A 19338-nucleotide genomic window follows, 5' to 3' on the forward strand; every position below is an offset into this window, starting at 1 on the left:
TGTTAAACTCCTTGCCCGAGGCGTTCTAAGTTATAGCTACCATCCAATACCGCCTCCCACCAGGCTTTATTGTCCAAATACCATTGCACAGTTTTGCGCAAACCTGATTCAAAGGTTTCTTCTGGTTTCCAGCCCAATTCACGTTCAATCTTGCTAGCATCAATGGCATAGCGTAGGTCATGACCAGGGCGATCTTGTACGAAGGTAATTAGACTTTCGTAGTTTTGAATGTCGAGTGTTGAATGTTGAATAGGCGCCAGTTCTTCCAGAATAACGCAGATGGTTTTTACAACGTCGATATTTTGCTTTTCGTTATGGCCACCGATATTGTAGGTTTCACCAACAACACCTTCAGTCACTACCTTATAAAGCGCGCGGGCATGGTCTTCTACATATAGCCAATCGCGTACCTGATTACCTTTACCATATACCGGTAATGGCTTACCAGCTAAGGCATTTAAAATAATCAGCGGGATCAGTTTTTCCGGAAAATGATAAGGGCCATAGTTGTTGGAGCAGTTGGTTACTATTACCGGCAAACCATAGGTACGGTGCCAAGCCCGCACTAAATGATCGCTACTGGCTTTACTGGCTGAATAAGGGCTGCTAGGTGCGTAAGGGGTGGTTTCTGTAAATAAGTCATCAGTGCCATGCAAATCACCATACACTTCATCGGTAGAGATATGATGAAAGCGAAAAGCGGCTTTACGAGCTTCAGGTAAGGCTTTCCAATACTGTCGAGCCGCTTCCAATAAAGTGTAAGTACCTACTATATTGGTTTCTATAAAAGCTGCTGGGCCATCAATAGATCTGTCAACATGGCTTTCTGCCGCTAAATGCATTACAGCATCAGGCTGATGCTTTTCAAATAAAGCGGCCATGGCAGAAGCATCACAAATATCAGCCTTTTCAAATACATAGCGCTCGTTGTTGGCAACAGCCACTACCGAATTCAGGTTACCTGCATAAGTCAGCTTATCAACATTAACAACACTATTTGATGTGTTATTAATAATATGGCGCACAACCGCAGAGCCGATAAAACCTGCACCTCCTGTTACCAACAACTTCATAACCATATCCCTTTTGTGTCTACCGCTAGGCCGCTAGTCGGGATTTGCTGTTTAAACTCTTTATGGTCAACCAAAAGTACGTGTATATCTGCTTTAGAATATGCTAAGTCTGCTGCAACTAACTCATTATTGCTTAATTTAGCTGGTAAAAAGTCGATGTTAGGCTCGACTAACAGCACTGTTCCTCGGTGAAAATTGATAATTTGCTGAGCTATCGCACAAGCGGGACTTTCACGCAGATCATCAATATCGGGTTTAAACGCTAAACCATAGCAAGCAACTATCACATCTTTCGCAGTTTTAGTCGGGTTAGCTTGCAAAAAATCAGCAATAGCAATTATTACTTTATCAATAACCCATTCCGGTTTGCTATCATTTACTTCACGCGCGGTGCGAATTAGTCTTGCTTGGACCGGTGTTTTACTGACGATAAACCATGGGTCAACCGCGATACAGTGGCCGCCCACACCTGGACCAGGTTGCAGAATATTGACTCGCGGGTGCCGGTTCGCGAGCTTAATAAGCTCCCACACATTGATGTCTAGTTTGTCGCAAATCATTGATAATTCGTTGGCAAAAGCAATGTTCACATCCCTAAAGCTGTTCTCAGTCAGTTTTGCCATTTCTGCGGTACGAGCATTGGTAATTACACATTCACCCTGCACAAAGGCTTTATAGAGAACAACTGAATACTCAGAGCATTTCGGCGTCATACCACCTATAACCCGATCATTTTCAATCAGCTCGCGCATAACGTGACCAGGTAGCACGCGCTCTGGGCAATGTGCTATTCGGATATCTGAATTTTCACCATGTGTTTGCGGAAAAGTTAAGTCTGGTCTTGCTTCGGCTAACCAGGCAGCCATTTGCTCGGTTGCACCAACCGGTGATGTCGACTCGAGTATTACCAGGTTACCTATTTGTAGTACTGGTGCTATGGCTTTGCTAGCAGCCTCTATATAGCTTAAGTCTGGTTCATGGTTATCACCTTTAAAAGGTGTCGGTACGGCAACAATAAAGGCATCAGCCGGTTCAGGAATAGTCGTAGCTTTTAAATAGCCCTCGGTAACAGCAGCATGTACTGCAATATCAAGGTCAGGCTCAACAATGTGAATTTTGCCTTGGTTAATAATATCAACCGCTTTCTGGTTAACATCTACACCAACCACTTTGATTTTTCGAGAGGCAAAAACTGCTGCTGTAGGCAAGCCGATGTAACCTAGCCCAATAACGGATAAAGAAGAGAATTTCATATATTAATAACCTTGAATAAGTGTATCGAGAATGCGTTGGCAGGCGTTGCCATCACCATAAGGGTTATGCGCCCGGCTCATGGCGTAATACGCTTCAGGAGTGTTCAGTAAATTACTTACTTCGGTAGTGATTTTAGCGACATCAGTGCCGACAAGTTTTACTGTACCTGCCTCAACGGCTTCTGGCCGCTCAGTGGTGTCGCGCATGACTAATACTGGTTTACCCAGCGAAGGCGCCTCTTCTTGAATACCGCCAGAGTCAGTTAAAATAATATGCGAACGCATCATTAAATAAACGAAGGGTAAATAGTCTTGTGGCTTAATTAAAAACACATTAGTTAAGCCTGCCAGTAAACGGTTGACTGGTTCTTGTACATTGGGGTTTAAGTGCACAGGGTAAACAATTTGGCAATTGGGGTAGTTAACAGCAATTTGCCGCAACGCTTCACAGATACGCTCAAATCCGCCACCGAAACTCTCGCGACGATGGCCGGTAACCAATACCATTTTTTTGCTGTTATCTAAAAATGGATAACGACTAGAAAGTGATTCAGCAAGATTTGCATCTTGCTCAATTTTTTGCTTAACCAGCAGTAAAGCATCTATCACGGTATTACCTGTAACACTTACACTGCTAGAATTAATATTTTCAGTCAACAAATTCTGTTGCGAGGTAGTGGTAGGTGCGAAATGATAGCTAGCTAATACACCAGTTAACTTACGATTACCTTCTTCTGGCCAGGGGCTATAGATATTACCCGTACGTAAACCTGCTTCTACATGCCCTACTTTTATCTGTTGATAGTAGGCTGCTAACGATGCAGCTAAAGTAGTTGCTGTATCACCATGCACAAGTACTACATCTGGCTTAAATTCAACTAATACTGGCTGTAACCCTTTAAGAATTGCCGTGGTAACATCAGTTAGCGTTTGACCGGCTTTCATAATATTTAAATCATAGTCCGGCGTTATTTCAAATAAAGCCAAAACCTGATCTAACATCTCACGATGCTGAGCCGTAACACAAACTTTAGCGTCAAAACGGCTATCAGCTGCCAAAGCATGAACCAAAGGAGCCATTTTTATGGCTTCGGGACGGGTACCAAATACAGTTAGAACTTTCATTATCACTTCTTAGAAAAATAGCGAATTAAAACAAAAAGCACACTTAGCATACCGCCCAGCATAACAGCTAAAATACAAATTAATGCTCTCGCTGGTTTAGCTTTTTTCTCTGCAACTACAGCACGATCAACTGTTTTAAATACATATTCACTACGAACATTCGCTAACATTAAGGTTTTGGTTTGTTCTTCTACTAACGAAAACAACATGGCTCTAGCATCGGCCAAATTGGTTTGTGCTATTTGATCGTTTAAGTAACTAATACTTTGCTGCGCTTCGATAAGCTCGCGATTACGCATATCTTCGTTAATTTCAAGCACTAATTTATCAGCCCATTCTTTAGCAAGATAAGGCGAATAATGCTGCACGCTGAGTTTCACCATACCGCTGGTTTTATCTTGCGACACGCTTAACAGCTTCATAAATTCAGTGTAGGTTTCTTGAATACTCGGTTTAGGTGAAAAAGGCGCTTTTGCTTCGCGCACCCATTCTTGAGTCTCGTTGTTATAAACATCGCCATCAATTTTTAAAGAGTTACTGCCAAGGCTCCAACCTTCAGCCGCCATCACCGGTACATACAAATCGTATTTTTCAATAAAGCGGCCAATAAAGTCACGGCTTTTTAAAACCTCTATGGCTAAGTTAGTTTTATCACTGGCACCGCCACCCAAGTTAACACCCGCTAGGGCAGCTAAGCCACCTAATTGACCGGGGATACTTAACCCCCCTCTTGGCTTACCGGTGAAAGTAACGCTTCGCTTTTATAAATATTGGGTAAACTTAATGCGTAAATTACTGCCAATACTGCAAACACAAAAGTTGTAGCAGCAATTATCCATTTACCTTGCCAAATAGCGCTAAAAAGCTCGCGGAGGTCGATTTCGTCGTCGGCAGCTTGAGTGGGTTGAGCATTTTCAGTCATGGTATTCCTTTAGGGTAACAAGCTCGCTGCGCGAGCGGTAACGAGCTGGCAAAGCCAGCGGTCACTTGCTGCCTGCGGCAGCGGTAACGATTTTAAAGCAGTGACTAGTTCGCTGCGCGAACAGTTACTGGGCCCTTTAGGCCGGTGACTAGCTGGCTATGCCAGCGGTCACTTGCTGCCTGCAGCAGCGGTAACGGTTGTTAATTAGTGACTAGTTCGCTTTCCGAACAGTGACTCGGCCTTCTAGGCCGGTGACTAGCTGGCTATGCCAGCGGTCACTTGCTGCCTGCGGCAGCCGTGACTTGGCCTTTTGGGCCTGTCACTGTCGCCAAGGGCAACTGGTCACTGGTCACTGGTCACTACTAAACACTACAGCGTTGCAATCGCCGCGATAGCCACTGCACTGTTATAAATAATTTGTGTTGCCGTTGCCCAAATGGTTAGGCCATCTTTGTACTCGGTATTTAGCGGTACTACGATGGTGTCGCCTGGCTCTAGGCGGTTACGGTTAATGGCAAACCAGCTATTGTGTTTATTCATTACACTGCCGTCGGCTTTTATAACATATACCGCGTCTTTGTCGGCGCGTTGCTTAAAGCCACCAGCGCGGGTTAAGTAATCTTGTACGCTTAAACCGGCAGTAAATACATGGCTTGAGGGGCTATGTACTTCGCCAATAATGCTAATAGCGTTGCGCAGTTGCGGGATAAATATTTCGTCGCCATCTTCTAGCTCAATGTTTTGACCATTGTTACCGGCTAAGGCTGCGTTCATATCTATTACTAAGCGCCCTACGGCTTGGGTTTCATTCAGTTTGGTAGAAAGTGCTTCTGCATCAGCAACAGATGTAGTGCCACCCGCTGAGGTAACTGCCTCGGCCGCCAATTGCTGTTGCAACCCTAAACGCAAGGCCTCTAATTGCCGTTGCTCGTTTGCGCGAATACTGGCGCGGCTAAATACGGTAGCTTCGGGTTGGGCAATGCTAGTAAAGCCGCCAGCTCGGTTAATCACATCAGCTAAACGCTCGCCACGTTTTACCGTGTAAGTACCTGGAAAACGCACTTCACCCACCAATTTTACTGTGTTGCTGTCGCGCCATTCGGGAATGCGCTTAATTTGCAGCGTATCTAATGGGTTAAGTGCGGTGCTCGCGGCATTTGTTAATTCTAAAATTTGGTGGTTGGTAGTAAAGTTTGAACTGCCGTCGGTACTACGACGGGTTAATTCGGCACTTACTGCATAGCTAGACTCGCGAAAGCCACCCGCCACTTCTATTAAGTCTGCTGCCGACATATCACGGGTTAAAGGGTATCGCCCCGGAAAGCGCACATCGCCCTCAATATTTACTACCAATTGTGGAGTGCTTTTATCGGCTTGCTGTAATAAGCGAGCCACTAGGTTTTCGATAACGGGTTCACGCGGCTCTGTCATTGAAAACACATACAGCTTGTCTAACGCTTGTAACGGAATGGCCAGACTGTTTGGGTTTGCTAACGACACCACTTGCACGCTGGTTTTAACCGTTTCACTGTTAAAACGTGCTAATAGTGCATAGTTTTTGTCAGCAAATTGGTCTAGGTCAAAACCGGCTTGTAACAGGTTACCCAGTGTCATACCCGCTGTTAATGGGAAATCGCCGCTAAAGCGCGTGAAACCGCGCAATGACACCACCTTGGGTGGCTGTAAAAAGCGGGCTTGGTCACGTAGTTCTGCAATTAAGCTGGTTAACACTTGCTCGCGATCGTCGTTACTACCAAACAAGTACAACGTATCACGGGCTTGTAATGCTAAATTGGCAGCAGAATTGGGTTGGGTAATTGCCATACCAGGGTTAAAGGCCAGCACTTCTATTTCACGCGTGGGAAAGCTTTCGCGGCGAATAATACCGTAGTTAAGATCGGGATTGGGCAACAGCTCACGGATATCGGGTAATACATCACTGATGCGCATACCTTCGCGCCAGCCAAAGCCGCCAGGGCGATGCACATGGCCGGTTAATTTAACGATGTTATCAATTTGGTCTAGTACCGAATACACTTCAATAATATCTCCTTGCCACAGTGCGGCATTTTTGCCGCTGGCTTGGGTTAAATCGATATCTTTTAAAATTTTTGCGCCATTGTTGTCAATGCGCTCTAAGCGCGAAGCGGCGGGGAACGCCGTTGGTAAAAAGCCACCGGCTAAGCGCACGATGTCATCGGCGGTTTTTTCGTTTTTCACTTCATAGATAGCGGGGCGCAGTACTTCACCACCAATACCCACGGTGCGCTGAACAGTAGGAATAAACACCACATCACCCGGTTGTAGGGTAACATCACCCGAGGTGTCGCCGCGCAGCAGTAAGTCATATAAATCGAGTTTGGCCACCACTTTGCCACTGCGTTTAATTTCGATATTGCGCAATGAGCCAATTTTTTTCACCCCACCGGCGGCTAATACGGCATGGGTAGCGGTTGATAACGAGCTAATGGTGTAAGCACCGGGTTGAAAGGCCTCGCCTAATACAAACACCCGAATAGAGCGTAATGAACCCATGGTAACGTTAATTTGGTTACCAATCATTTGTTGTTCTACTACTGAGCTAAGGTTTTGCTTTAATTCGGTAAAGGTTAAACCGCTCACCATTAAGGGGCCAATGTTGGGGAAGAAAATTTGGCCGTTACGATCCACGGTAAGCTCTTGTTGCACGTTTTCTTTGCCGTACAACTGCACACGAATGCTGTCGCCTGGGCCAACTACGTAATCGACAGGCACGGGTGCATCAGAAGTGGGTGCGAAAGTACTGGGCGAGCCGGCGAACAAATCGTAACCAAACTGCTTTAAAGATTGGCGTAAGTTACGCGGTTTTTGTTGTTCGGAATAGGGCGTGCCGGTTTTGTCGTCTTCAAGCATTTCATCGCTTGCCATCTTTGGCATGTCGGTAGCATTTTGCATAGCGTTGCTGTCTTGCTGGCCATTGACTTGCCGCATTGGCGTAAGCTGTTGCAAGCTGGGCGACGGCGTAACGCTGGCCGAATTACCCTGCCCGCTAAGCTGTGATAAGTCGACGCCGTATTGCGCGGCTAAGGCTTCCTGTTGGGCGCGAGGAAGTTGTTTAAACTGTTCAATCTGTGCCGCAGTGATTTGTGCCGTTGCGCTTGCAGTAAAAAATACTGCAGCAGCACTTAACGCCAAGGTGCGGAAAAAACTCTTAGACAACCCCATGAAAATGCTTCCGTATTGTTAGTTATCAAAATGATGTTTTGCTGCTGTTCAGGCACGCTACCGCCACTGAGTTATGCGCCCCAGAACTGCAAATCTATTTTATCAAGCGCGGGATTATAGCTTAAAACCGCCCCGCTTTACTGCATGTATTGGTGTAACTTTTATAAAATTAGTTGTTATTAATGTTTGCTTTGCCAACTAAGTTACTGTTATTCATTGCCAATTTAACTTGCTGGCCTAAAAAATTTAATAAAATAATACTGCGACTGTCACCATCGGCTTGTTGAAATACCGCATTTAGGCTAGCAAACGGGCCTGATAGCACTTCTAACGGTTGCCCTGGCTGAAAAACTGGGGCTGGTGCTTGTTGTTGTAAGGCAATTTGTTGATTCAGCAGGCCATGGATAAGCTGTTCTGGCACCGATGCGAGGGTTTGGCCAAATTTAACAAAGCCGGCTACACCACGGGTACTGCGAATGCTAGATAAATTAACATCACAGGCTGCTTTTAAAAAAATGTAACGCGGAAATAAGGGCTCAGTTTTAGTGATATGTTTGCCAGCCCGAATTTTGGTGATATGGATATGAGGTACAAAGCTTTCAAAGCCTTGGTTTGCCAGGTGTTCTTGCGCCCGGCCTTCTTGTTTGGGTTTGCTGTAAAGCAAGTACCAGTTATCCATAACTTACTGCGTCCATTGTTTTGCGAGCGCAATGGTACGGATGCGTACACGTTGCGTCAAACACTTTAACCACCATGTAAGGCTAAGTGCTGAATTTTCGATCATTACCAACGCCATTCCCAACGGGCACCAATAGCATGGTTAAAATCGATATTGTCGCTCAGGTTATCGGTTTTTTGCAGTTGATAATCGAGCTTCAATAAACTATTCCACAATGGCTGCTGGTAACCCAGATGTAAGGCCACAGCGCGCTTTAGTTGTGCAAGGTTGTTGTCGTTTAGCTGATAGTTGCTTTGGCTAAGCTTTAGATAACCGGCTTTACCCGACGGAGTAGTAAGCTGTAAACCCATCACCCACTCGTTATCAATGGGTGCGACTTCGGCGCCATGTTCAATAAATAGCCATTGGTTATAGTGCTCGGGCAGCTGTTGGTATTCTGCGAAAAAGCGGATCAGTACACTGTCGTTACCTAAGTGATAATGGCTGCCAACTAGCCAGCCGGTGGCGCTTTTGTCAGCTTGTTGATACGACACTTCGGCATAAAGTGCAGCCACTTCAGACACATGATAACGCATATCAGCACCAAAGGTGCGTAGGTTATCTTGGGGTAATAGCGTGCTGTAGGGCTGTTGAAGCGGTAATTCCGTAAAATTGGGTTCAACATTACGGGCGCTAAAACCCAGTTCTAGTTTTGAAAATGGCTTTATACCCAACCGACTAGCGGCATAGTTGGCATGGCGCAGCGGCGAGGTGCCGGCAAAACTACCCACTTGAATATTAAAACTTACTGGGCCAAGCCAGGCCAGGTTGTTTAGCAACGGGGTATTGGGGTTTAAACGGCTTAATTGCACGCTACGAGTGGGCCGCTGCTGATTGTTGAAGTTAAAGCTGCTGTGGATAGCCGGGCCCCACCATTGCGGTTGCAGTGCCGCTATTAGCACCCAATTGCCTGCCGTATAGGCCGCGTAACTGTTATCCCAATGCTGTTTGTTTTCTGAATATTCGTTGGCGTCGTAACTGTCTGTTCTTACTTGTTGAAACACCCCTGCCGCCCAGTTACCGCCTTTTAGCTCAGCCCCCAAACTTATCAGCCCTTGTTGCTGATGCTGAGTACCCAAAGCCTGTTCGCCTAAAGGATCGGTACTGCCCTGCACGGCCAAGGTTTTAATTTGTGCTTGCTGCGAAAAACTCGCAGCCGATTGGATGCGGTAAAAGGCTTGTTGCTGTGCCGCACTTAGCTGATTAACGTCGATATTCGCCAAGTCTTGCAATATGGGTTGCCACATCACTGGCCAAGTATTAACAGGTGTCGTGATTAAACCCGCGTTTGCTAATTGCTGCAGGCTTTGTTGCAGATAAGGATCATCAGTTTTCACCCACGGCGTTGCGTGCAGTTGATGAGCGAAAAGCGCGGCGATGAGCGCCATAGAAACAGTTGTTGTAAGCCGCATTGATTCTTTTAACGTCCTGTAAATTGGTTTAACGGCGCAATGCTACCAAAGCCACCTAGTGCAAGCAACCACATTACACCGCTCGACCCCGTCAACTGGCCCAACCGCACTCTGAGACTGGTTAGACCACACTCAGAGACTGGTAGGATCTGACTCAGAGTGTGGTCGTACCTGTACCGGAGTGCGGTCTTACCAGTAATAGTTATCTTAATCATTTTATGTATATTCAAACTCAATTCTTCAGGCTAATATGGCAGATAGGTTTAGAACATCAATAAAAAGCAAATAAGGACATGGCAATGTTAAATAAAAACGCAATTACAAGCGTCATAATCAGCCTTTTACTGACCGGCTGCGGCGGCGGGTCTGGTAATGATGCTCCCCCGGGAAATGGCTCTGGCAACAATAACACCACCTTAACGCTGCAAGCCAATGTTATTCAAGAAACGCAATGCGGTACGACAACAAGTTCACCTAACGCTGAAATACTGGTGCATGATCAAAACTGGCGAATCGTTAGCCGGCATAAAGCGAATTCGACAGGTCAAATTTCTGCTGCCATTACCGGTGCCAATACGGTGAACTTAAGTGTTATCACGTTTAGCACCGGCGCGGGTGCCGAGTTTGTTGTTAACTCCTACGCGCAGCACCCTGTGGTTGATATGGGTACCATTGTCGTTCCTGGTAAAACGCAACAAGGCTGCGAATGTCGCAATACTAATGTGCGAGTCAATTCGCCTAACGGAGCGCTTAGCGCCAGCGACGTTCAGTTAACTGGTTTTAGTAGCCCTGAACTTCGCAAATCCTCCCCCGCTTTTAATGAAGTGCTTTTTGAGCAAGTAGGATTATGCCGTGTCGCTAACGGCAGTTGGCCGCTGTTAACGGCGTTTGCCAACCATGGCTCTGCCAATGCTATCGCGGGTAGCATTCGACAATACAATGGGAACAGCGAAGTGAGCTTAACACTGGATCAAAATGTGTCGACCATACCCGTTAGTGTAAATAGCAGCAGTGCATCACTGCTAGAGGGGCACTTTACTGAAACAGGCACGGTTAATTTAAGAAGCCGCATGAATAGCAATGAGGCTTATGTTTTTAATGAATTAGATGGTGTTAATTACATTATGGTGCGGGCTTCTGATACTCAATTTGATGTGACAGATGAAGGCACGGTATTACGTTCTGCATCGCAACGGATAAACTTTTTACCCCCGATAAATGACGCTGTTGTATTGAACATACCTACCAGTGATGCCATGAGTGCATTAGAGAATTTTTTAGTGCGTGATTTACCCTCAGACAATTTTAATTACAACTTAGGGGCAATACCGGGATTCAACACGTTTTATTTGTACGTTCAAACCACGTTAACTGACGGCACCCGCTATTTCCAAAGTTTTATAGGGCCGTTACAAGGTCAATATCCTGATGAGGTGGCGCCGGCCGACTACGGTATTGATGACAAATTTGATGAAAATATTCGCGCTACGGTGGCCGTTTCGGTTATTCGCTATGATGAAAATGACAGCTATCAGCAGTATTTACTGAATCAAATTGAACGCAGCAAACTAACCGCCGCAGCTCGCGCTACCGGTAAATGGGCGAAGTACAGCACAGTAAGTATTCAAGTTACTGCACCTAATTAATCATTTCATACCCAGTGGCTAGAATTCAGTATTATTTTTTAGCCACTTTTTGAGTTTTGCGCTATTCAAACAACTATTGCTCGGCCTTATTGCAATACCCGGCTTACTAAAGGCATAGTCGGCTGCCGATATCGGATCCAACGGGGTGTTACTTTGCTGTTCGGTAAAAATGTCTTTAGCAAACTGATACCAACTTTTAAACTCATCACCACAATAATGGTAAGTACCATAGGGTAATGCTTGTTGAGTTGTGTGTTTTTCTAAAACGCAGGTTATCACCGCGGCTAACGCTTTTACCGTTGTTGGCGCACCTATTTGATCTTCCACAACTTTTACTGCCTGTGGCTGCTGTGCAAGTTTACGCATGGTGGTGTAAAAGTTTTTGCCTACATCACTGTATAACCAGCTGGTTCTGATAATGTAATGCTGACAGGCTACGTGCTGAATGGCTAACTCCCCCGCTAGCTTGCTTTTACCATATTGATTTAGCGGATTTGGCTTGTCTTGCTCTTCGTATGGCTTGCTGCTGGTACCGTCAAATACGTAATCTGTTGAAAAGTGTATGAGTAAACAATTTGCGTGAAGGCAGTATTCCGCCAAAGTTTTAACGGCAAGCGCGTTTACCGCAAAGCAAGTTGCGCTGTCTGTTTCGGCTTGATCTACTGCAGTATAGGCCGCGCAGTTAATAATAATACTGGGTTTTTGCCGGCATAAAAAAGTATGTAACGCGGCTTGGTTAGTCAGGTCTAACTCGTTACGGCTTGTAGCCAAAAAAGCAATATTGGCAGCCTGTAAATGCGCAGCAATCGCTTTGCCTAATTGGCCGTTAGCGCCGGTGAGTAAAATGTTTGGCCTAGTTACCATAATATTGTGGCTATCAGTTGCTGTTTAACAACCTCAAAGACCGGTGCTGCGCGATCTTTGTCTGACATAGTAGTAACTGGCTGCGGCCATGTAATAGCAAGCTTTGGATCCAGTGCGTTAAAGGCGCCTTCATCGGCTGGGTCGTAATACGCAGTAGTTTTATAAGATACTAAAGCAGAAGCGCTTAAAGCCTGGAAGCCATGCGCGAAACCAGGCGGGATCCACAGCTGTTGTGCTTGCTGTGCATCTAAGTAAATACCTTGCCATTGGCCAAAGCTTGCTGACGCGGGGCGTAAATCTAACATCACATCGTAAATTTCACCGTGCAAAACAGATATCAGTTTACCTTGCGGCTTAAAGCGCTGAAAATGCATGCCGCGCACCACACCTTGTTGAGAGCTTGATAAGTTATCTTGCACAAAGGCTTGGGGTAAACCCGCAGCTTGGTATTTAGCCGCGACGTAAAGTTCACGAAAATGACCTCTGTTATCATGATACACCGGCGGTTGGATCAGCAGGCAGTCTGGTAAGTGTGTTTTAGTGATCTGCATCAGTAAGCTAAGTTAGGCGCTAATGGATGTATTATACATAAAGCGCGGTTGCTTTATCGTCGCCTTTTAAGGGCTTTGTAAGAGAAAAGAATGAATAAGTGTGTGTTTGTTACCGGTGGTTCAGGTTTTATTGGCTCTGCTGTGGTGCGTTTGCTGTTAGCAACAACTGACTTTACCATCGTGAATATTGATAAGCTGTCTTATGCCGTAAACCCTTTGGCGTTGAAAACGGCAGAGCAGCACCCGCGTTACGTGTTTAAGCAGCTGGATATTATTGATGAGGCTCAGCTTCATTTGCTATTTGCTGAGTATCAACCGCAGTATGTGATTCATTTAGCGGCAGAAAGCCATGTTGATCGTTCTATCAATATTGCCGCGCCTTTTATACAAAGCAATATTGTTGGCACCTTTAGCTTACTTGAAGCCTGCCGAAAATATTGGGCACAGTTGCCAGTTCTACAGCAGCAGGTGTTTAGGTTACTGCATGTGTCAACGGATGAAGTTTATGGCGACATTCCCCTAACCGCGCACCCCGCAACCGAGCAAAGTGCCTATCATCCCAGTAGCCCTTATTCGGCCAGTAAAGCTGCCAGTGATCATTTAGTTCAAGCTTGGCAACGTACTTATGGTTTGCCGGTGTTAATTAGCCATTGCACCAATAATTATGGCCCATTTCAGCATCAAGAAAAGCTGATACCGTTAGTGATAAACCGCGCCCTTGAAGGCCAAACGCTGCCCATTTACGGGGATGGCCAGCAAATTCGCGATTGGTTGTTTGTAGAAGATCACGCCAAGGCGTTATTAATGGTATTGCAAAAGGGTACTGTTGGTGAAAGCTATAACATTAGCGCGAATAACCAACTGACTAACTTAGAGGTGGTAAGCATTATTTGTCATGAGCTCGATAAGCTTATACCGGCTAGCAAAATTGGTATTAACCATTACAACGAGCTGATCACATTTGTGGCAGACCGCCCCGGGCATGATCGTCGCTATGCTTTAGATGCTACAAAAATCACCCAGCAACTTGGTTGGCAACCCAGCACCAACTTTGCTGAGGGAATTGTAAAAACCATTTCAGCTTACCTCCCCTAGCAACTGGTCATACCGCACTCCGGTACAGGTCGGGCCACACTCAGACACTGGTCTGACCGCACTCCGAGACAGGTTAAACCACACTCAGACACTGGTCTGACCGCACTCCGAGACAGGTTAGACCACACTCAGACACTGGTCTGACCGCACTCTGAGACAGGTCGGGCCACACTCAGAGATCCGTAATTGCCCAAAAGGAAAATTCATGCTGATATTTAAATAATTATTTTGCAGATAAATTGTATATTCATATTCAGCACCTTAAGATGAGCCTATTCATACTCATTATATAAGCCTTGCAAGGAATCATTAATGCTATCTCAGTTTTCTAAAGTGTCTGTTATTGGCTTGGGTTACATCGGTTTACCTACGGCGGCTGTTATTGCTTCGCGTGGTGTTGAAGTAGTCGGGATTGATGTGTCGGAGCATGCGGTTAATACCATTAATCAAGGTAAGATCCACATTGTGGAACCTGACTTGGATATGTTGGTGCAGGCTGCAGTTACAACCGGTAAATTGCGCGCTTCGCTGGTACCTGAGAAGGCAGAAGTGTTTATGATTGCGGTGCCCACCCCGTTTAAAGAAAACAAGGCACCCGATCTCAGTTACATTCGTACCGCGTTAGAGAATATTGCGCCGGTCATTGAGAAAGGTAACTTGATTGTTCTAGAGTCGACCTCGCCGGTTGGTACCACAGAGCAAATTGCCGAATGGTTAAAAGAGTTACGCCCTGACTTAAAAGTGCCGTTAGATCATTCAGACGTTGCCGATGTGTTTATTGCGCATTGCCCTGAGCGCGTTTTACCCGGCCGCGTATTGCAAGAACTGGTAAGTAACGACCGCATTATTGGTGGTATTACCGAGCGCTGCGCTGAAAAGGCCATGTCGCTGTATCAGCTGTTTGTACGTGGTGAATGTTTACGCACTAATGCCCGTACCGCTGAAATGGCCAAACTGACTGAAAACGCCTTTCGTGACGTGAACATTGCCTTTGCCAATGAATTATCACTGATCTGCGATAAGTTAAAAATTAACGTTTGGGAATTAATTAAACTGTCGAATCGTCATCCACGGGTGAATATTTTAAGCCCTGGCCCGGGTGTTGGCGGCCACTGTATTGCCGTTGACCCTTGGTTTATTGTTGATTCAGCTCCAGATTTAGCCAACCTTATTCGCACTGCACGTGAAATTAATGACGGCAAACCACATTATGTTATTAATAAAGTGAAAGAAGCGGCTGATCAATTCAAACGCCCTGTTATCGCTTGTTTAGGTTTGGCGTTTAAAGCCGATATTGATGACTTGCGCGAAAGCCCAGCTTTAGATATTGCCGAGCATCTTATCAATGACAACGTCGGTGAAATTCTGTTAGTTGAACCAAATATCAAAGAATTGCCAAAACGTATGAGCCAATACAACGATAAACTCACTACCCTCGCTAAAGCATTAGAGCGCGCCAATGTGTTAGTAGTGCTAGTAGATCACCGTCAATTCAAAGCGCTACATGTTAACGAAGTGGCAGCAAAAGTGGTGATTGATACACGCGGGATTTTTGGCTAGTAGTACTACTTAATAAAAACACTCCGCTACCAAGTAAATTTGGGCGGAGTTTTTTTATTTGCGCCTTTGAAAATCGTCTTAGAATGTGGTCATACCTGTACCGGAGTGCGGTCTAACCAGTTGCTGAGTTGCTGTTGAAAAATTAAAGCCAATGCATCAGCCGTCTGTTGCGATGCTGCTTCGGCATAAACTCTGAGCTCTGGCGCATTTCCTGAAGGGCGAAAATGGATAATATCGCCATCTGCCAGGGTTAAGCGAACGCCATCAGTGAGATCACACTGACTGACAACTTTATGTGGCTGGCCAAGCTCAGCGAGTAAATCATCTGGTGCCACGGTTGCTTTTGCTAATAGTGTTTCAGCAACAACTCTTGGCACACTTTGTAGGCGTTGGCTGGCGGTAAAACGTTGTGGCAAAGCTGCTGTTAAGCTTGATATGGTGCTATCAGTTGCCATCTGCATAATAGCAATAAAAGGTAACAAAGCATCGCGGGTGGGTAAGGCGGCTAAAGTATCCTTGTTTATTGTTAAATCGGTAGACAATAGAAAACCACCATTAGCTTCAAAGCCTGCTACGCTTTGATAGTTGGCAACTAATTGCTGTAGCTTAGCTATTACATAGGGCGAGCCAATCTGAGTTCTAGCCACTTTTTTAAATGCGCCGCACAGGTCTATGGCACTGTTACAATTAACCGGTACCGCTAACGCCTCAACGCGCAACGCCATGGCTGTTAATAGCCCTACCGTATCGCCTCTAAGCCAATTACCGTTTTCATCCGCAATGAGCGGTCTATCACCATCGCCGTCAGTCGAAAAAATAGCGTCAAACTGGTATGCTTTTGACCAATTCTGAGCTTTTAACTTGTCTTCTTCACTTACCGCTTCGGTATCAATCGGTACAAAGTAGTCTGTCGCTTCCAATCGAGTTACTTTGGCGCCAAGCTGGGTAAAAAGCTGATGGTATAGCGCTTTACCCGCGCTTGAATGTTCATAAACACCAATATGTTTACCTTGTAAAAGATTAGGCTGACAAAGATTAAGGTAGCGCTTAACATAGTTTTCTGCGGCAAGGGTAAGTGGCGTTTTTTCAGTCGACGTAAAGCTAAGTAGCGTGTTTGTCGAACCTAAAATAAGCGCTTCATCTGCTTTACTAATTTCTCCGTCTGGACGATAAAACTTTATACCGTTGCGATCAAAAGGGATATGACTGCCGGTAATCATAATAGCGGGCACATTATCTTTCAATGCTTGCAGTGCTAAAGCGGGTGTGGGTAAAACACCATAAAACTGCGCGTCTAAGCCCAACGCCTCAACCATACCGATGCAATGCGTAACCATTTCAACACTGCTAGGCCGGTTATCTATGGCTAAGGCTACATGCTTAAAACTGAAACGCTGCTGCATACCTTGCAAAAAACTTTGGGTAAAGGCTGCACACACTTCTGGCGTGAAATCAGTAACTAAACCACGCGCGCCGCTGGTGCCAAACTGGATATTACTGCTGCCAAGAATGTCGCTTATGGCTGTTGACATTGTCGCCCCCACTAAGAACGACCATAACGATCAGAGAAACGAACAATATCATCTTCACCTAGATAAGGGCCTGACTGCACTTCAATCAACTCAAGTGGAATTTTCCCAGGGTTTTCCAGTGAGTGTACAGCACCAATCGGTATGTAAACTGACTGATTCTCTGTCAGTAATTGTTTGTTTTCATTCACTGTGACATTGGCAGTACCTTGCACAACAATCCAGTGCTCAGCGCGGTGATGGTGCATTTGAATTGACAATTTTTCACCGGGTTTTACCGTGATGCGTTTAACCTGATAGCGCCCGCCTGTATCAATACTGTCGTACTTACCCCATGGCCGATACACTTCACGGTGAATATGATGCTCTGTACGCCCTTCATTTTTCAATTGCTGCACGATGTTTTTCACATCTTGCACCTGATCTTTTGCTGCCACCAAAATGGCATCTTTCGTTTGAATAATAACGGTATCCTTTAATCCTACCGTGGCAATGATACCCGTCTCGGAAAACACATAATTGCCTTCACAGTTATGCTGAAAAACCTCACCATGCAGAACATTTTGCTGATTATCTTTCTTACTGATATCCCATAAAGATGACCAGGAGCCAACATCGCTCCATCCCGCATCTAACGGCACAACTACCGCATCGGCTGTTTTCTCCATTACCGCATAATCAATAGAGTCTGCCGGGCAATTCATAAAAGGTTCAGCCGCTAAACGGATAAAGTCTAAGTCAGTATCAATGTGTGCAATAGCTTGTTCGCAAGCCGCAAGAATGTCAGGGCGGTACTTTTTAAGCTCGGCTAAATACACACTGGCTTTGAACATAAACATTCCGCTATTCCAGTAGTATTCGCCGCTTTGTAGATATTGCTCGGCAATGTCGCGCGACGGTTTTTCGACAAACTGGGCCACATCAAACGTAGCGCTAGAAATGGTAGACGCCTTACCACGGCGAATATAGCCATAACCGGTTTCGGCTGAGTTTGGCACTATGCCAAAGGTCACCAATTTATTCTGACTCGCCAGCTCGCTAGCTATACCAATGGCATCATGAAAAGCCCCAGTGTCAGAAATAATGTGATCGGCAGCTAAGATTAACAAGGTTGGATCAAGGTTTTGCTTAACAGCATACAGTGCAGCAAGCGCCACTGCAGGTGCGGTATTTCGACCTGCAGGCTCTAGTAATATATTGCTTTTTAACTGATTAATTTGTCTTAATTGCTCAGCGGCAATAAAGCGATGCTCTTCATTACAAATAACCAATGGCGCTTCAATTTGTAACCCCTGTAAGCGTTCAACAGTGGCTTGCAACATGGTTTTGTCACCGCTCAATGTCAAAAATTGCTTTGGCATTAACTCTCTGGATAGTGGCCATAAACGACTGCCTGTGCCACCAGCCATGATGATGGGTAATAACATACTCGATCCTTGATCAATAATTATATTACCCTATGTTAAATCATCATCAGAAATAAGCAACATAGCTAATCAAGCCTGCTTAAATTCAAACCGAGATTGACATAGCCTCAGGCTGAACTTGTTTGCTATTTGCAATTAAAGACTGACACGGCAAGTTTTTACTAAGCGACTGACGGATAGCCTGCAACTCTGCTTTGTCGATGTCGGCGTTAAACAGTTCACGATAAGCACGTAGCCGGGTAAATTTGTTATCGCCTAATGCCTCATAGCTAGGATGTGGCACAATGATTTGCGAGTTTAAACCGCCGGCATTGCTATGATAGCTTGACCAATGATACTGATCCGGCGTTCTAACAATGCCTGCCCTAACCGGGTTAAGTTCGATATAGCGATAACATGCCAAAACGTAGTAATCGTTTTCGACCAAACTCGCAAAGTATTTACCATCCCATACCGTGCCAGTTTTTTCGTTTAGTGCATTGTAGTAACCCGCAAAATGCCGACCCAAGCATTGCATAAAGTGCGGTACTTCTTTACCACTTTGCGGTGTAACAAGTAGATGATAGTGATTCGACATCAACACAAAAGCATGTAATTTGATGCCACATTCATCTAACTTATTGCATAACATAGAAAAGAACATTCCTTTTACAGCCTCAAACTTGAAGCAATTGGTCCGATTATGCCCTCTATGCACGATATGATAGGGCATGTTATCGATAAACATACGCAGCCTCCTAGACATTTCTATCAACCTTTTGTTAAACAAATTTTAAAATAGTAAATAAAATTAAAAGCTGCAAATAAAAATTTCACCGATCAGACCTCGTACCAGTGCCAGAGTGTGGTAGGACCTGCCTCAGAGTGCGGTCTTACCAGTACCGGAGTGTGGTAGGACCTGTCTCAGAGTGCGGTCAGACCAGTACCGGAGTATTGTCTGATCAGTGTTGGTGCTGGAA

General features: G+C 45.3%; 16 protein-coding genes. 3 read left to right on the plus strand and 13 right to left on the minus strand.

The window, feature by feature from the left end:
• Positions 1 to 2: 2 nt before the first annotated feature.
• The 8 genes from rfbB (ACUJFK_RS12105) to ACUJFK_RS12140 form a co-directional block, all read right to left on the minus strand.
• Entirely contained in the window at positions 3 to 1073 is a 1071-nt protein-coding gene (gene rfbB, locus ACUJFK_RS12105) for a dTDP-glucose 4,6-dehydratase (RefSeq protein ID WP_445425020.1), read from the minus strand.
• Complete coding sequence (gene wecC / locus ACUJFK_RS12110; protein ID WP_445425021.1) at positions 1070 to 2326, minus strand: UDP-N-acetyl-D-mannosamine dehydrogenase; 1257 nt, start codon at positions 2324 to 2326, stop codon at positions 1070 to 1072. Before wecC (ACUJFK_RS12110) ends, rfbB (ACUJFK_RS12105) begins: the two co-directional genes overlap by 4 nt.
• A gap of 3 nt (positions 2327 to 2329) precedes the next feature.
• Positions 2330 to 3451 (minus strand): non-hydrolyzing UDP-N-acetylglucosamine 2-epimerase, encoded by a 1122-nt coding sequence (gene wecB, locus ACUJFK_RS12115; protein WP_445425022.1) that lies wholly within the window; start codon positions 3449 to 3451, stop codon positions 2330 to 2332.
• 2 nt (positions 3452 to 3453) lie between these two features.
• Positions 3454 to 4122 (minus strand): GNVR domain-containing protein, encoded by a 669-nt coding sequence (locus ACUJFK_RS12120; protein ID WP_445425023.1) that lies wholly within the window; start codon positions 4120 to 4122, stop codon positions 3454 to 3456.
• A 47-nt stretch (positions 4123 to 4169) separates the two neighbouring features.
• Positions 4170 to 4373: a Wzz/FepE/Etk N-terminal domain-containing protein gene (locus tag ACUJFK_RS12125; protein WP_445425024.1), complete on the minus strand. Its 204-nt coding sequence runs from the start codon at positions 4371 to 4373 to the stop codon at positions 4170 to 4172.
• 369 nt (positions 4374 to 4742) lie between these two features.
• Positions 4743 to 7577, minus strand: a complete 2835-nt coding sequence (locus ACUJFK_RS12130) for an SLBB domain-containing protein (RefSeq protein WP_445425025.1) — start codon at positions 7575 to 7577, stop codon at positions 4743 to 4745.
• A 169-nt stretch (positions 7578 to 7746) separates the two neighbouring features.
• On the minus strand, positions 7747 to 8256 hold the full coding sequence (gene rfaH / locus ACUJFK_RS12135; RefSeq protein WP_445425026.1) for a transcription/translation regulatory transformer protein RfaH: 510 nt from the start codon (positions 8254 to 8256) through the stop codon (positions 7747 to 7749).
• A gap of 104 nt (positions 8257 to 8360) precedes the next feature.
• Complete coding sequence (locus tag ACUJFK_RS12140; RefSeq protein WP_445425027.1) at positions 8361 to 9683, minus strand: capsule assembly Wzi family protein; 1323 nt, start codon at positions 9681 to 9683, stop codon at positions 8361 to 8363.
• A 323-nt stretch (positions 9684 to 10006) separates the two neighbouring features.
• Between ACUJFK_RS12140 and ACUJFK_RS12145 the strand changes: the two genes are divergently transcribed.
• Positions 10007 to 11353, plus strand: coding sequence for a hypothetical protein (locus ACUJFK_RS12145; protein ID WP_445425028.1), 1347 nt, complete (start codon positions 10007 to 10009; stop codon positions 11351 to 11353).
• An 18-nt stretch (positions 11354 to 11371) separates the two neighbouring features.
• Here ACUJFK_RS12145 and rfbD read toward each other — a convergent pair whose 3' ends face one another.
• Positions 11372 to 12217: a dTDP-4-dehydrorhamnose reductase gene (gene rfbD / locus ACUJFK_RS12150; RefSeq protein ID WP_445425029.1), complete on the minus strand. Its 846-nt coding sequence runs from the start codon at positions 12215 to 12217 to the stop codon at positions 11372 to 11374.
• A complete protein-coding gene (rfbC, locus tag ACUJFK_RS12155; protein WP_445425030.1) occupies positions 12211 to 12768 on the minus strand; it encodes a dTDP-4-dehydrorhamnose 3,5-epimerase in 558 nt (185 codons plus the stop codon). Before rfbC ends, rfbD begins: the two co-directional genes overlap by 7 nt.
• Positions 12769 to 12858: 90 nt before the next feature.
• Between rfbC and rfbB (ACUJFK_RS12160) the strand changes: the two genes are divergently transcribed.
• A complete protein-coding gene (gene rfbB / locus ACUJFK_RS12160; RefSeq protein WP_445425031.1) occupies positions 12859 to 13863 on the plus strand; it encodes a dTDP-glucose 4,6-dehydratase in 1005 nt (334 codons plus the stop codon).
• A gap of 312 nt (positions 13864 to 14175) precedes the next feature.
• Positions 14176 to 15423: a UDP-N-acetyl-D-mannosamine dehydrogenase gene (wecC, locus tag ACUJFK_RS12165; RefSeq protein ID WP_445425032.1), complete on the plus strand. Its 1248-nt coding sequence runs from the start codon at positions 14176 to 14178 to the stop codon at positions 15421 to 15423.
• 89 nt (positions 15424 to 15512) lie between these two features.
• Here the strand turns inward: wecC (ACUJFK_RS12165) and ACUJFK_RS12170 are convergent, their stop codons facing one another.
• The 3 genes from ACUJFK_RS12170 to ACUJFK_RS12180 all read right to left on the minus strand — a co-directional run bounded on the left by ACUJFK_RS12170 (position 15513) and on the right by ACUJFK_RS12180 (position 19124).
• Entirely contained in the window at positions 15513 to 16955 is a 1443-nt protein-coding gene (locus tag ACUJFK_RS12170; protein WP_445425033.1) for a phosphomannomutase, read from the minus strand.
• A gap of 11 nt (positions 16956 to 16966) precedes the next feature.
• Entirely contained in the window at positions 16967 to 18379 is a 1413-nt protein-coding gene (locus ACUJFK_RS12175) for a mannose-1-phosphate guanylyltransferase/mannose-6-phosphate isomerase (protein WP_445425034.1), read from the minus strand.
• Positions 18380 to 18464: 85 nt separating this feature from the next.
• Positions 18465 to 19124 carry a transposase gene (locus ACUJFK_RS12180; protein WP_445425035.1) on the minus strand — a complete coding sequence of 220 codons (660 nt, stop codon included), beginning with the start codon at positions 19122 to 19124 and terminating at the stop codon, positions 18465 to 18467.
• Positions 19125 to 19338 lie beyond the last annotated feature (214 nt).

The organism is Alishewanella sp. HL-SH06, from assembly GCF_052656265.1.